Origin of the sequence: Shewanella sp. GutCb (assembly GCF_002836135.1) — a bacterium.
Lineage (GTDB): Bacteria > Pseudomonadota > Gammaproteobacteria > Enterobacterales > Shewanellaceae > Shewanella.
The window spans coordinates 51,474-65,773 of sequence record NZ_PJBL01000018.1 but is presented as its reverse complement, the minus strand read 5'-3'; the positions used below and the strand labels follow the sequence as shown (position 1 = coordinate 65,773).

The window sequence follows — 14,300 nt, the reverse complement described above, 5'->3', positions numbered from 1 at the left end:
CCCATTGAAAGCGAATGCATTGATTGATTTGAATCAATTCTGAATGGTATAAATCTCCTGCAGATAAACTTATTTTGTATTGCAAGTGACTGATATTAACTAATTTGTTGGTTTTATGCTCACAGGTTTGAGATGTCGGTCACATTAGCTGTTGATACTGTGATGGTAAGCTATCGCTTGATAGTGTTTTGCGCTTTAAATTACAACATTTATGAATTAAACAAACAGACGCAGTCAAGTGGGCTTTTTATAACGATAGCCTAGTTTACTGCATTAATATTCCTGTATAGGCAGTTACTGTTGTTGATGGGGATTTAACAATAGTAATTGGACGTACTACCTAAGGAGTCACAAATGATTTTAGAAGAGGTTGTTGAGCTGTCGCGCTTTCAGTTTGCGATGACGGTCATGTATCACTTCCTATTTGTTCCCTTGACCTTGGGGTTAGCATTTCTGCTAGCCATTATGGAATCACTTTATGTGATGACCAGTAAGCAAATCTATAAAGATATGACCAAGTTCTGGGGTAAGTTATTCGGTATTAACTTCGCGCTCGGTGTAGCAACCGGTTTAGCAATGGAGTTCCAGTTCGGTACGAACTGGTCATACTACTCACATTATGTAGGCGACATTTTTGGCGCGCCACTCGCGATTGAAGGCTTAATGGCCTTTTTCCTCGAGTCGACCTTGGTCGGCATGTTCTTCTTCGGTTGGGACCGATTTAGCAAACGTCAACATCTTGCCATTACCTGGTTAGTCGCTCTAGGCTCTAACATGTCGGCGCTTTGGATCTTGGTGGCTAACGGTTGGATGCAAAACCCTGTGGGTAGCGAGTTCAACTACGAAACCATGCGTATGGAGATGACTAGCTGGGGAGAAGTGTTATTTAACCCCGTTGCACAGGTGAAGTTTGTTCACACTGTAGCATCAGGCTATGTTGCCGGTGCAATGTTCGTTTTGGCAATTAGTGCCTTTTATATCCTAAAGAAACGTGACCTGCCATTTGCTCGTCGCTCTTTTGCTATCGCAGCAAGCTTTGGTATGGCGTCTATTTTGTCAGTGATCGTACTGGGTGATGAGTCTGGCTATAAAGTCGGTGAAGCACAGCGCGTTAAACTCGCCGCTATTGAAGCTGAATGGCACACAGAGCCTGCTCCAGCAGCATTTACAGTGGTAGGTTTCCCTAATCAGGAAACACAGCATACTGATTATGCGATTAAAATTCCGTACGCAATGGGGATTATTGCCACTCGTTCACTAGACGAGCAAGTGACTGGTATTAAAGATTTAATTGCTGATCACGAAGTGCGTATTCGCAACGGTATGGTGGCATATGGCCTACTTGAGCAACTTCGAACAGGCAATGAAACCGCTGAAATTAGAGATGCATTTGAAGCGTCGAAAGGCGATTTAGGCTATGGCTTCCTGCTGAAACGTTATACCGACAAGGTTATTGACGCGACTGATGAGCAAATTAAAGCGGCTGCCAATGACTCTATTCCAAATGTAGCCCCTATATTCTGGTCTTTCCGTGTCATGGTGGGTGCTGGTGTTCTGATGTTGTTCGTATTTGCTGCAGCATTTTGGCAGAGTACGCGTCATCAGATTGAAGAGAAAAAGTGGGTACTTAGAGCGGCGCTTTATAGCCTACCGCTACCTTGGATCGCCATTGAATGTGGTTGGTTTGTGGCTGAATATGGTCGTCAACCTTGGACAATATCCGAAGTGTTACCGACCTTTATGTCAGCTTCAAACTTGTCGGTCAACGATCTGTTGTTCAGTATCATCTCAATAACCATCTTCTATTCAATCTTGTTAGTGATTGAGCTTTTTCTAATGATTAAGTTTATCCGTCAAGGTCCAAGTTGTTTGAAGACGGGTCGTTATCACTTTGAAAAGCTAGATGCTTAAACTGGAGATCTGATTATGTTTGACTATGAAATGTTAAGATTTATCTGGTGGGCACTTGTCGGCGTGCTGCTCATCGGTTTTGCTGTCACTGATGGCTTTGATATGGGCGTGGGTGCATTACTACCGATTATCGGTAAGGATGACACTGAACGTCGTATCATGATTAACTCTATCGCCCCGCATTGGGACGGTAACCAAGTTTGGTTAATCACTGGTGCAGGCGCATTGTTTGCGGCATGGCCTACTGTCTATGCGGTTTCTTTCTCAGGTTTTTATATTGCAATGATGCTGGTTCTATTTGCATTGTTCCTAAGACCTGTCGGTTTTGATTACCGTTCGAAGATTGAAGATCCAAGATGGCGTAAGTCATGGGATTGGGCATTGTTCGTTGGTGGCTTTGTACCGCCACTGATCATCGGTGTTGCGTTTGGTAACTTGCTTCAAGGTGTTCCGTTTAGTTTTGACGAATACCTACGTGCAACTTATCACGGTGGCTTTTTCGGTCTATTGAATCCGTTCGGCATCCTTGCTGGCTTAGTGTGTGTGAGCATGTTTATGCTACAAGGCTCTACTTGGCTACAGATGAAGACTGAAGGCGAGCTACGTGTACGTGCGACCAAAACATCGCAGGTGTTATCCGTACTGTTATTCGTGTTTTTCGGCGCAGCAGGCGTATGGTTGGTAAACGGTATTGACGGTTACGTTATTACTTCTGTTATCGACACTTACGGTGTATCTGATCCAACGCTTAAGACCGTAGCAGTTGAAGCGGGCGCTTGGATGGTTAACTACGATAAGTACCCTGTCACTATGCTATTCCCTGTATTGGGTCTACTAATGCCAATCTTAGTGTTGCTATCAAGCCGCATGAACCGCTCAGGTTTTGCGTTCTTCTTCAGTTCACTTGGTATCGCAGCGGTTATTTTAACCTGTGGCGCAGCAATGTTCCCATTCGTGATGCCATCATCACTAGAGCCGAATGTGAGCTTGACCATGTGGGATGCAACGGCGAGTGAAGTGTCACTAACAGTAATGACATGGGCTGCAATCATCTTTGTACCGATTGTATTAAGCTACACCACTTGGACTTATTTGAAGATGTTTGGTCGTTTATCACGCGACTTCATCGAAAAAAATAAGACCTCACTCTACTAAATAAGGAGCTTAGACTATGTGGTATTTTGCTTGGATTTTAGGTGTGTTGCTAGCCTGCTCCTTCGGTATTATCAACGCTCTTTGGCTTGAAAATACTGAAAATATGGATCGAGATATTGAGACTGAAGATTAATTTCTGATAAGTTGAATGGTCCTGAAAAGTCTCGTATTAGCGTGGAACTGACCCGTTAAAAATAGGTCAGTTGACAGTTAAAACGATACAATGAAAATGGCCTCATCTTTCGATGAGGCCATTTTTTTATGCTTTCATTTTGATTACTGATTACTGATTACTGATTACTGATTACTGATTACTGCATTATTCACTATGTTTAACGCTTTATCTTAATTTCAAAAACAGCCTTTGGATAGATTGAAAAAGCGCGATTTGATACCAATAAGACGAGTAACTGGAGGTGTAAACCTCCCACTGAGTGGAGTCGCATCGTTAATTTAGCCACCGAGTTAGAGGTTGATATTATGGCCTGATTACGATGTAGGTGTTGTCGGCTTGGATGTTATAAGTCTGGGGATTATTGCTATGGCAGTAATAGGGGATGGTTTAAGCATAATGATAATGGCTGATATGGTGGTGAGGATTATGTAAGTGCACTTCTACAGCTGCACAGTAGGGGGCCTAAAAGGTATTATCTAGGGACTGTAGCCTAACTAGATAGCGATTACAGTTCGGCACGATAGATAAATAATGCAGTGTCAGTGACCATTTCAGCTACCGGTGTTTTATTAAATTTTTCAGTCTGCTGATCGACGATCAAATACTTTTGATTGCCGATTTTGTCTAATAATGTAACGCTATGACAGTTTTTAGACGTCCGTAAGTCGCAATTTTTAATCCAAGGTTCAGTGGTGAAGTAACTTACAGAGAGTGATATCTCGTTAGTCATTTCATCTTTTACATGGAGTACTTTTATTTCTGCTATTCCGTCAATGGTTCCATCTGTCATTAGATGGTTAACCGCTCGTTGATACTCTTGTTTATAGGTCTTACTATTGATGCTTAAAAATAAGTAAGACTCAAAACCAAATGCTTCAAGTTGGGTACCCAGACTGGTGGCAAATGTTTTGCTTACATCAAACATAAAATCATTAGCGGCGGGGCTTCCAATATAAGTGGTATTGAGCCCTTCACCGGCAATAATCAATAATTTTTTACCTTCAACTGGGTTGGTCTGTGGACTCGCACAACCTGCCATAATCACGATAAAAGATACTATCAATAAGTGACGAAACATACTTTTCTCTTGATGAACTGCGCGCAAATAGTGTTGAACAATATGGCGTAATAATAGATGGGCGTTTGCAGCTCATTATACCTGCTTAAAGTCTTATCAACCTTTAAACAAATAAATGAAGCAACAGTTGTCTGTTGCTTCATTTACCCTACCAATTTTTACATTAGCGCTTTTAGTTATAAATATTAAGCCTTAAAAATACTGATTTTCTGCTTAATATCATTGGCGATAAGAGTGAGGTTTTCTGCGGAATCTACGGTATCACCCGAACGTTGTTCTCCATCTCTAGCGAGTTCGGTTATTTGGTGGAGGTTACGGGTTATCTCCTCCGCGACAGCGCTTTGTTGCTCAGTGGCGCTGGCGATACTGCTCGACGCAACCGCTAGCTCACCAATACTTTCAGTAATTTTAATGAGTAGGTCAGTTGCTTCTTTGCCTTGAATAGCAGAGCGATCGCCCAGTTCATTACTCTGAGTCATTTGAGTCGCAGTCGCTTTGACTTGAGTTTGAAGTTGGGTAATTGTATGCGAGATCTCTGATGTCGACGTTTGCGTGCGCTGTGCTAAGGTACGCACCTCATCTGCAACAACTGCAAACCCGCGGCCTTGATCACCCGCTCTAGCGGCTTCAATGGCGGCATTAAGCGCGAGTAGATTAGTTTGCTCTGCAATACTATTAATTACTTCAGTGACTTGGCTAATCGCGAGGCTTTCTTTACTGACAAGTTCAACACTTTCATGACTGGTCGCCAGTTGTTCGCTGAGGTTTTGTAAACCGATGAGCAGCTGATTTAGGTGCGCGGTACCATCTTGCGCTGCACAATCAACTTGCTGGCTCATGAGCGCGCCTTCGCTAGCATGGTTGGCCACGTCACGCACCGAGGCTGACATCTCTTCAATTGCGGTGGCAATTTGGTCTGTTTGCGCCATTAAGCCTTGAGACTCTTCACCATTAAGCCTTGCCGTTTCTTGAGTTTGCATTGCATGTTCTTGCAGAGAGGTCACTGATTGCTGTAGCGAAATGATCAGTTCTCTAAGGTTGGTTGCCATCCTTGAGGCGCTTTGAGTGATTTTGTCGACTTCATTGTTTGAATTACTGTCGGTGATTGCAAAGCTTTGTGACAGGTCGCCTTTACCTAAATTGTCGAGTTGTACTTCAAGTTGTTGCAGTGGTTTAAGTGCTCTAAGCAAAATCAACGACAGTAGTAAGGTGATGATAATTAGCCCAGCAGTGGAAACAATCAAATTGACGGTGAGCAACTTACCACTCTCTTCATTGAGCTCTTTCATCGGCACTTGGCCGACAAGAGCCCAGTTCCAACCCGGTATGTTGAGTGTATATGCATAGGATTTTGCCCCATCATTGTTGATGAACTCCCATGAACCTTGATCCGTCAAGGCTTGCTCTACAGTGATACCATTAAGCACACTCTTGTTTGCTTCTGCACCAATTTCATGGCCTGGTTGGGCTACAATCGTTTGATCTGATTTACGAATAATGAGAAAGCTGCCGGTTTCTTCAAGGCGAAGATTGTTGGTTGCGCTACGCAGCTGTGCTAACGAGTCGCTGATATTAAAACCGATATAGAGAATACCAATGACAGCCCCGGCTTTATTTTTAATCGGACGGTAAACCGTCATATAGTCTTTACCGAATAGGCGTGCATAGCCCTCATAGGTTTGGCCTTGCAGTAAGATACTGTAACCGGGATGATTTTTTCCAAGATAAGTCCCTAAAGCACGTTTTCCATTGGCTTTTTTTAGCGATGTTGCTATGCGCATAAAATCATCACCGTCTCTCACAAATACGGTTGCGTTGCCGCCCGTTAGCTTGGAGTAGCGATCGACTTTACTTTTAGAGGAGTTGATTTGCTCGCGTTCATGTACCAGCGCAGGTGTGTCTATGCTTAATACTCGCACAGTTCTATCAGGCTTATGGAAGTTGCCAGGGTACATGGCTCTAAAGACATCTGCATTACGTTGGGCGAGTGATAACAAACTGTCGTATTGAAGCTCAATAAGATCGGCGGTGCCGTTCATTTGAGCCTGCATTGCAGTTTCTGCTTTTTCGGTTAATACATTAGAGGCGGAAATATAGGAGGTACTGCCTAACGCACCGAAAATAATAAGCGTAAGAATAAAAGTGACCAATCCAATTTGTTTGGCCACTGGCCATTTTTTATAATTCATGACGGTTTTAGTTATCTGTAGGATGTTGCGGTTAATCTAATAGAAATTAAGGATAAGTTATTTGATGTAGGTCTATAACTTAAGCCGTTTTAACTAAAATGCTAAAAAAATGAGACCTTAATGTGGTTAATCTGTTGGCCGACAATAGGATAAGTGTTTGCTAAAGTTTAAAATTAGGTGAAAGGCGTATCATTTGCCCCGACGAACAGGACAAATGATAGCGTTTTTAACTCTATGATTACACGTTAAGGACCGCTGTTTAGCACCATAGCGACAAAAGCCTTAACTCTTTGCATTGGCCATTAGCGGCAGCGGCGAGTCGGTTTGAGTTGACTTTTTAGGCCGCATAATTAAGTGATACATGGTAGGGACCCACACTAAAGAGAGCAGGGTCGTTAGCAGTGTGCCTCCTGCAATAGCAATGGCAAAGGGGGGCCAGAACCCGCCGCCAGCAATAATCAAAGGTAAGAATCCACCGATAGTGGTAATAGTGGTTGAACCTATGTGGCGTCCGCAGCTGCTGACAAGGTCAACGATGACTTGAATGTTGCCATCGCGGGTCGCAGGCACCTCTTCTAGCTCTGCTAAAATGACGATAGCAGCGTTAATCGCCAGTCCCATTAAGCCGAGTAATCCAATAATAACGGTAAATCCAAACGGATAACCGAAGGTATAAACCGCGAGTAATCCAAGTCCTGCTGATTGCATTGCACTGAATAATATAATGCCGGTTAACCTAAATGAGTTAAATGACAGGACCACTGTGGCAAATAGCAAGGTTACCACTAACACCAAGTTGGACATTAGATTGCCGACAGCTTCATTGCGCTTTGCGCTTTCACCACCAACCTCAATTTTGTAACCGCTGGGGAGAGGAATCGCATCGAGCTTTGCTTTGACGCGGTTGAGCACCTCTTGCGGTAATACTCCACTGGTGATGTAAGCTTCAATGGTATTGACGCGCTGACCATCGCGACGTGGGATAGCCCCGCGGCTCACCTCTATTTTACTGGTCGATATTGCCGATAACGGAATACCATTAGCATTACTTGATACCAGCATTAATCCCGACAGTTTTGTTTGCTCTTCACGAGTGCTGTCGTACAAGCGCACTCTAATAGGCAGTGACTCTGTTTGTTCTAAGATACTGCCGCCGTTAATGCCAGTGGTTGCCATTTCAACCTGTTTGGCTATATCTGTTAACGACAAGCCACTCATTAAGCTGGCATCTTCATTGACCTGCAGCCATATCTTGGGTGCACCAGCACTTAAGGTGGCACGAGTATGGATAACGTCAGGGGTATCACTGAGTACCTTTCTTACCTGTTCGCCCAGCAGTTTGAGCTGATCTAAGTTAGGGCCAAATATTCTTAGCTCGACGGGCGCATTAAAAGGCGGGCCTTGTTCTAACTTTCTGACAATCACTTGAGCTTGTGGAAAGGCTAAGTCGAGTGATTTTTGTAACTCAGGAATAAGTCGGTTAGCGGTATCAAAGTCACTGACCTTAACCATCGCCTGTGCATAGTTATTCGCGCCTTGCTGCCTTTGTAATAGGTTGTAGTAAAAAGAGGGAGCATTACCACCGACAACCCAATCAATACGGGTTATTCCTTGAGTTTTTCGCAGTTCCTTATCCATTTTTTCAACTTGGATACGGGTATTATCAACGCTCACGTGAGGTGCTAGATAGACCTCTATTTGAAACATATCTCTGTCTGATGGTGGAAAAAACTGTTCGGTCATTTTGCCGGCGGCAATAAAGCCCATCACGGGTAATACGCCAATGACCACGGCTGACAATAAAGGACGAGACAAGGCAAAAGACAAGCTGCGTTTAAAGGCATTGCTCATCATAGGTAGCTTTATACCATGATGATACCAATGGGTGCCTTTACCATCGACACCAAATCGACCCGCAAGTCCGGCGATAATGGTGTGCGAGATAATAAATGAACCGAGCAGGGCAAACATCACTGAGATAGCAATGCCGCCAACAAATTCTCCTGCAGCACCTGGCATCAACACAATAGGCGCAAACGCCAACATGGTGGTAATTGTTGAACCAGCCAAGGGTAGCCACAAATGTTGCAAGGTCTCTGTCACCGCTTGGATCTTGCCTTTGCCTTGCTGTCTGCGTTGAGAAATCGCGTCCACAATCACAATGGCGTTATCGACCATGATACCTAACGCGACTACTAACCCCGTGACGGACATTTGGTGAATAGGCAAGCCGATGTATTTCATACACGCTAGTGTAAATAAGGCGGTTAATGGCAGTGATAAGGACACAATCACGGCGTTTCTTATTCCGAGTGTGAGCATTAGCACGGCAAGAATAATGATAAAGCCGAGCAACAGGCTACCGACTAATCCGCTTAATCTGTCTGTGGTGTAATGCTCTTGGTCAAACAGCCATTCGATTTCGATATTGGCAGGGATCCCGGCTTGCATCTCATCAACCACAACACGTACTTTTTCAAGCCAAAGATCAACGCGGGTATTGTTAAGCATGCGAGCTGCAACCATGACTCCTTGCTGCTGCTCAACCAATGCAATACTGGTGGCGGGCATCTTAGGTTGTCGAGTGATCTTGGCCAGATCGCCTAAGCGAATAATCTGTCCATCGCTGGTCACTTTTAACGGGACTTGGCGTATACGTGCAATCGAATCCAGTTCACCAGAGACTTCAACCAGCGCTCTAAAATCATCATTATTAATTTCACCCGCAGAGACTTTTGCGTCAGCATTTTGCAGGATCTGGGCTATTGTCTTTGATGTTAACTGCAGTTGATTGACTTTATGGCCATCAAGTTGCACTAAGATTTCTTCAGTTGGTTGGCCATAAAGTTTGACAAAATTAGTGCCATTTAGCAGTCGCAGTCGACTCTGCAGCTCTTTTGCATAGCGGTTGAGCATGTCGGTACGCACTTCGCCGCCACCGCGCCAAGCAATACCTAAAATGGCGGTGTTGGCGTAACCCACTTTGTCATCTAAGATGGTATTTTGCGCCGAAGCTGGGAGTAATCCAGAGGCGTCGGCAATCATATCTCTGGCGCGAGACCAAACAGGAGCCGTTTCTAAAACGTTGTCTTTGAGCTCAAGCTGAATAACCGAAATGCCAGGGCGAGACGTTGACTGCACCAGCTTTAGCTCTTCTAAACGTCTTAATTCACTTTCGAGTACTTCAGTCACAAGGGCTTCAACGCGCTCGGCGGATGCCCCTGGGTAGTGGGTGATAACCGATGAAAAACGATTGGTAATATCGGGGTCTTCCATGCGTGGAAGGCTTGAAATAGCCCCTAAACCAGCGACCAGTAATAAGGCAATGACTAAGCTAATTAAGCGGCCATTTTCAACTAATGCTTTAACCATCGTTATTACCTCGTTGCCAAGTTAGTTTGGCGAGTCACTATTTGGCCTGCAACCAACTTATGTAAGCCTTGGTCGACATAGGCTTCATTAGCTTTAACCGCGCCATTGATGAAGGCTTTGTCTTTTAAGGTGTAGATGATTTCAACATCTCGACGCTCAATGCGGAAACGTTGTTCACTGTCTTGGGTTAACACATAGATATTCCACAGACCGCGGATACCATCGGTAAGCGCAGATATTGGCACCCAATAGCCAGCCGAATCAATCGCATGTTGGTAAGTGAGGTAACTCAGCTCGCCATTAATAACGTCGGCATCAGAGGGCAGGGTCACTCTTAGTTCGACGGTGCGTGTCACGGGATCTAATTGTGCGCCGATACCCGCAATATTGGCTTGGTAGTCTTTGTCTCTAACGCGTAAGTTCACCGTTTGACCTGTGGTTAAGGTACTAGACACCTCTACTGGCACGCCGATATAAGCTTGCACATTATTGTCTTGGATTAAGGTAAACACTGGGCTACCTAGGGCGATAACTTCGCCCAGATTACGGCTTCGTTTACTAATGGTGCCATTGAACGGGGCGAGTAGATCTGACTTTTCAATTTTAAGCTGATTAGCCTGAATTGAGGCATTAAAACGACTTTTAGCGGCCAGTAAACTGTTGAGTTGACCTTTTAACTCATCTAGCTGCTGCTCTGAAACATAACCTTGCTTTTTAAGCTCAAGACTACGATTTAATGTTGCTGTAGCAAGATCAACATCGGCTTTATTTTGCGCTAAACTCGCTACTAGTTCATTTTTTTCAGCCTGTAAAAGTCGAGTATCGAGTCGGGCTAAGAGCTGACCTTCGACAACGCTCTCACCACTGTCGACGGTGAGTGCATTAATTTTACCGGCTAACTCAAAACCGACACCTGTGGTGTTACCGGCGCGGATGGTGCCTGAAAACTCTTGGGAGTAGGGGTACGATGACTCTGCAATTAACTCACTGCTGCTGACGGATTGATAGTTGGGTAACTCGGGGGCTTCGATGGGTGCATCTTGGCATGCAGAAAGAAAACTTACGGCAACTAAGCTTGTAAGCAGCATACGGCGAGTCACAGCCCTTTTAATATTCATTTTATAAAATCCGTTTGAGTTAAGTTAATGGTTAACACAATGTATGAAAAACGTTAAACTAGACTGCACAGTCTATTTCTAAAGAACTAGACTGTCTAGTCTAGTTCGTGATTAAATAGTTAATTGAACTATTTCAGCCCCCTAGAAAGAGCGTAAATGCCAATGGATGCACCTGTGATGAGTCGTAGCGAGCAAAAAAGAGAGCAAATATTACTGGCTGCAAAAGAACTTTTTTGCGGACAAGGTTTCCCGCATACCAGTATGGATGAGGTTGCTAAGCTGGCAGGGGTTTCAAAACAAACGGTGTACTCACACTTTGGCTGTAAAGATGATCTGTTTGTCGCTTCAATAGAATCTAAATGCCTTATTCATGGTGTAAACCAAGAAATGCTGTCTGATCCATCGACTCCAGAAGACAATTTAGCCTTGTTTGCCAAGCACTTCGCTGAGGTTATCACCAGTGCTGAAGCGATAACGGTGTTTAAAGCCTGCGTATCGCAAGCCGACACTCATCCAGAAATTTCTAAATTATTTTACAGTGCGGGGCCAGAAAATATACTGCGCATATTGAGTGACTACTTTATTAACGTCACCAAAGTAGGGACTTATAAGTTCGATAATCCACATCACTGCGCGGTCAGATTTTGCTTAATGACGTTTGGTGAAATGAGAATGAAGCTAGAACTCGGCTTAGATGTCTCAGATCTTGTAGAAGACAGAGTGGAATATATCAGCGGCAGTGTAAGCATGTTTTTAAATGCCTATCGGGCTAGGTAAGCCCAATATTTGCCTTGAGCAGTTAATATCTGCTCTTTTTTACAAACATTAATCACCGACGGCGCCGGCCCTGATGTTACAAAGTGATCCTATTTTATTTAACAAACGTAATATACAGTCACAACTATAACGATAAGTCGTCTCCTTTTCTGCTAATGGAGTTAGCATGCACATAAAACCAATTTTCATGACCTCAATGGTCCTTTCAGCTGTGGCATTTTCCTCTTTCACTCATGCAAAACCGAGCAAACCCTATTCGCCATTGAGTGTGAGTGTGTCGCGAATAGCGAGCGGAACTGCGGCCGTCGGCGAGCAAGGTAACGAATTACAACGCGACCAGTGGATGTTCGATGTTAAGACCGGAATGCGGCTCAATAAGCAGTGGTCTATCGGGGCTAAGTTAGGTTACGACAATCTCGATTATGACTGGTCTTCAACCAGTATTAGTGGTCAGCAGACATGGGACAAGATTGAGCGTTATCGTGCTAGCTTATCATTGTCGTATCGTCCCGATCAGCATTGGATGTTTATGCTGGCGCCCAAATTACAGTATGCAGCGTCCGACAATGCATCATTAAGTAATGCGCAAAGCTATGGTGCTTTTCTATCGGCAATGTACCGCTTTAGCTCAGGCAATATGATTGGCTTTGGCGTAGGTTATCTCAACGATATTGATGAAGTCAGAACGGTGCCATTTATCGCGGTCAATTGGCAAATCACCGAACAGCTTAAATTGGGTAACCCATTCTCAGCAGGATTTAGTGGACCTGCAGGTTTAGAGTTGAGTTATACCTTGAACCCTGATTGGGACTTTGGTGTTGGTACCTCTAAAAGAACTAATCGATTTTTGATTGCTAATGATGAAGAAACGGCAGAAATTGATGAGTGGGTGAGCTTTGCGCGCGTAGGCTGGAAAATAAACTCCTCCTTTAGCGTTAATGGTTATGCCGGTTACTTCTTCAATGGCGAGCTTGAACTGAACCCACAAAACAGCAAAGAAGATATTGAAAACCAAGGCGCATTGGCCTTGGATTTTACCTACAATTTTTAAGCTGGAAAATGGATATTACTGGCCCAACATGGCTTCTTTTAAGCTGTTTTGGGCCGGTTCGTCACCTAACCAGATCTTGAGTAATGCCTGACGGAATGGCTCACTGGTGATGGTCGCTTGCGCTTCACCATTTTTAAACGCCGTGACGCCAGAGGTTTTACTTGCCAGTAAAGTAAACTGATCGCCGTCGACAATCTCTGCGCTAAAGAGCTGCATAAATTGTGCTATTTGCGTTTGAATTCCCGCGGTGTTTCCATCCGTTGCATCATCGAAGCCGTCATTGATGGCTTCTTTCATCTTATCGGCAGTAATCATACCCGAGGTAATGTTTAGTCTCACAGCAACGTTGTCAGCAGCTAATACCGCAGCGGTGTTATCGAGTACGGTCGGTACATATAAGCTACCGACATAGAGGTCGATAAAAAATTTACTGCGCACACCCGCGCCATTAAGCACTAGCGGCTGCTCGTTGAGCGTTAACGTCTTATTAAGCTCAACACCCGAGATCTCTTTAGCCTGTAAAGAGAGTGGCAGCAGTGCAGCAGCAATAACAATAGAACAGATAAACTTCATAAAAACCTCAAATAGAAAGGGACAGGGCTTAGCCACGCGTACCCAATTGATACTCGCCACTTTGTAGAAACATAATCGCTTGCTTTTGCTTCGGTGAAATAAGCAATGGACCATCGTCAAAAAACAGAAAGCATTTCCAGTTTCTAACAAATACATCCCAACGGGTTTCAATCACTTGATACTTTTCATAGCAAAAATATATCTTGGCGGCATCCTGCCAATTAATATGTTCGGCTATAGGCTCGGGTAGAGCGGGTTCTTCACTGTCCCAGGCACTTTGCCACGGCTCTGGTAATGCCCAAGCGTCTTGTTTGGCTGCCCAATCGCCTTTACCAAATTGCTCGGCGCAGCTACTTTTATTGCTTATCCATTTATTCCAAACTTCCATCGACGCCTTTTGAGAAAGTGGCTTAATTAGCGCTTTATCTTCATCGGTCACCGGCAGATCTTTATGATTAAAAATCCACTTACGTTTGTATTGTTCTAATGGAATATAGGTATCTGACACGCGACCTCTCTGTTGAATTTAATTAGCTTAAAACGCAGTGGTCAGCATTATATACGCAAGGGGCATAGATGGGGATATTTTTAATGAGTGTACTTGGTCATGGTTTGCAGTCGCGCGTGATAGGCCATTTTGATAATAACCCTAGAGCTGTCATGGTCGTTGCGCTACGTCACTGCCGTAAAGTGTGTTTTAAGATGACCACGTTAACAAACGCAATATCTCTTATTTTATGAAACCATTATCAGCCGCTTAGACTGTATTCCACACATTCAGCCATTTTAAAACCAAGCACTATGACAACACGTAGCAGGGGAGTTGATAAGTGTAACGACTTGAATTGGGTAAACCTATCCCTTGTAAGCGCACAATTCTAACACTTAAATGACGCATTTA

General features: G+C 44.1%; 12 protein-coding genes. 6 read left to right on the top strand and 6 right to left on the bottom strand.

Annotation, left to right across the window (positions count from 1 at the left end; all coding sequences use genetic code 11):
- The first annotated feature begins 354 nt into the window (after positions 1–354).
- The 3 genes from CXF86_RS10765 to cydX are packed head-to-tail and all read left to right on the top strand — an operon-like array spanning position 355 to position 3,199.
- Positions 355–1,911: a cytochrome ubiquinol oxidase subunit I gene (locus CXF86_RS10765; RefSeq protein WP_101093336.1), complete on the top strand. Its 1,557-nt coding sequence runs from the start codon at positions 355–357 to the stop codon at positions 1,909–1,911.
- 15 nt (positions 1,912–1,926) lie between these two features.
- Positions 1,927–3,066, top strand: a complete 1,140-nt coding sequence (gene cydB, locus CXF86_RS10760; protein ID WP_101093334.1) for a cytochrome d ubiquinol oxidase subunit II — start codon at positions 1,927–1,929, stop codon at positions 3,064–3,066.
- A gap of 16 nt (positions 3,067–3,082) precedes the next feature.
- Entirely contained in the window at positions 3,083–3,199 is a 117-nt protein-coding gene (gene cydX / locus CXF86_RS10755) for a cytochrome bd-I oxidase subunit CydX (RefSeq protein WP_101093332.1), read from the top strand.
- Positions 3,200–3,746: 547 nt separating this feature from the next.
- Here the strand turns inward: cydX and CXF86_RS10750 are convergent.
- The 4 genes from CXF86_RS10750 to CXF86_RS10735 all read right to left on the bottom strand — a co-directional run bounded on the left by CXF86_RS10750 (position 3,747) and on the right by CXF86_RS10735 (position 10,998).
- Complete coding sequence (locus CXF86_RS10750; protein WP_101093330.1) at positions 3,747–4,319, bottom strand: hypothetical protein; 573 nt, start codon at positions 4,317–4,319, stop codon at positions 3,747–3,749.
- Positions 4,320–4,504: 185 nt separating this feature from the next.
- Positions 4,505–6,508: a methyl-accepting chemotaxis protein gene (locus CXF86_RS10745; RefSeq protein ID WP_101093328.1), complete on the bottom strand. Its 2,004-nt coding sequence runs from the start codon at positions 6,506–6,508 to the stop codon at positions 4,505–4,507.
- A gap of 282 nt (positions 6,509–6,790) precedes the next feature.
- Positions 6,791–9,880 carry an efflux RND transporter permease subunit gene (locus CXF86_RS10740; protein ID WP_102038953.1) on the bottom strand — a complete coding sequence of 1,030 codons (3,090 nt, stop codon included), beginning with the start codon at positions 9,878–9,880 and terminating at the stop codon, positions 6,791–6,793.
- A 5-nt stretch (positions 9,881–9,885) separates the two neighbouring features.
- Complete coding sequence (locus CXF86_RS10735) at positions 9,886–10,998, bottom strand: efflux RND transporter periplasmic adaptor subunit (RefSeq protein WP_101093324.1); 1,113 nt, start codon at positions 10,996–10,998, stop codon at positions 9,886–9,888.
- Positions 10,999–11,160: 162 nt separating this feature from the next.
- Between CXF86_RS10735 and CXF86_RS10730 the strand changes: the two genes are divergently transcribed.
- Complete coding sequence (locus CXF86_RS10730; RefSeq protein ID WP_101093381.1) at positions 11,161–11,775, top strand: TetR/AcrR family transcriptional regulator; 615 nt, start codon at positions 11,161–11,163, stop codon at positions 11,773–11,775.
- 166 nt (positions 11,776–11,941) lie between these two features.
- Entirely contained in the window at positions 11,942–12,826 is an 885-nt protein-coding gene (locus CXF86_RS10725; protein ID WP_102038952.1) for a DUF6268 family outer membrane beta-barrel protein, read from the top strand.
- Between the two features lie 15 nt (positions 12,827–12,841).
- On the opposite strand, the gene CXF86_RS10720 is transcribed toward CXF86_RS10725, so the two are convergent.
- Together CXF86_RS10720 and CXF86_RS10715 are read right to left on the bottom strand one after the other, a co-directional pair.
- Complete coding sequence (locus CXF86_RS10720) at positions 12,842–13,399, bottom strand: chalcone isomerase family protein (protein ID WP_101093320.1); 558 nt, start codon at positions 13,397–13,399, stop codon at positions 12,842–12,844.
- A gap of 28 nt (positions 13,400–13,427) precedes the next feature.
- Positions 13,428–13,907, bottom strand: a complete 480-nt coding sequence (locus CXF86_RS10715; protein ID WP_102038951.1) for a DUF2947 domain-containing protein — start codon at positions 13,905–13,907, stop codon at positions 13,428–13,430.
- Between the two features lie 68 nt (positions 13,908–13,975).
- On the opposite strand from CXF86_RS10715, the gene CXF86_RS22720 reads away from it, so the two are divergent.
- The gene (locus tag CXF86_RS22720; protein WP_180961052.1) at positions 13,976–14,140 is read left to right on the top strand and encodes a hypothetical protein; all 165 of its coding nucleotides are present in this window, start codon (positions 13,976–13,978) and stop codon (positions 14,138–14,140) included.
- Positions 14,141–14,300: the final 160 nt, after the last annotated feature.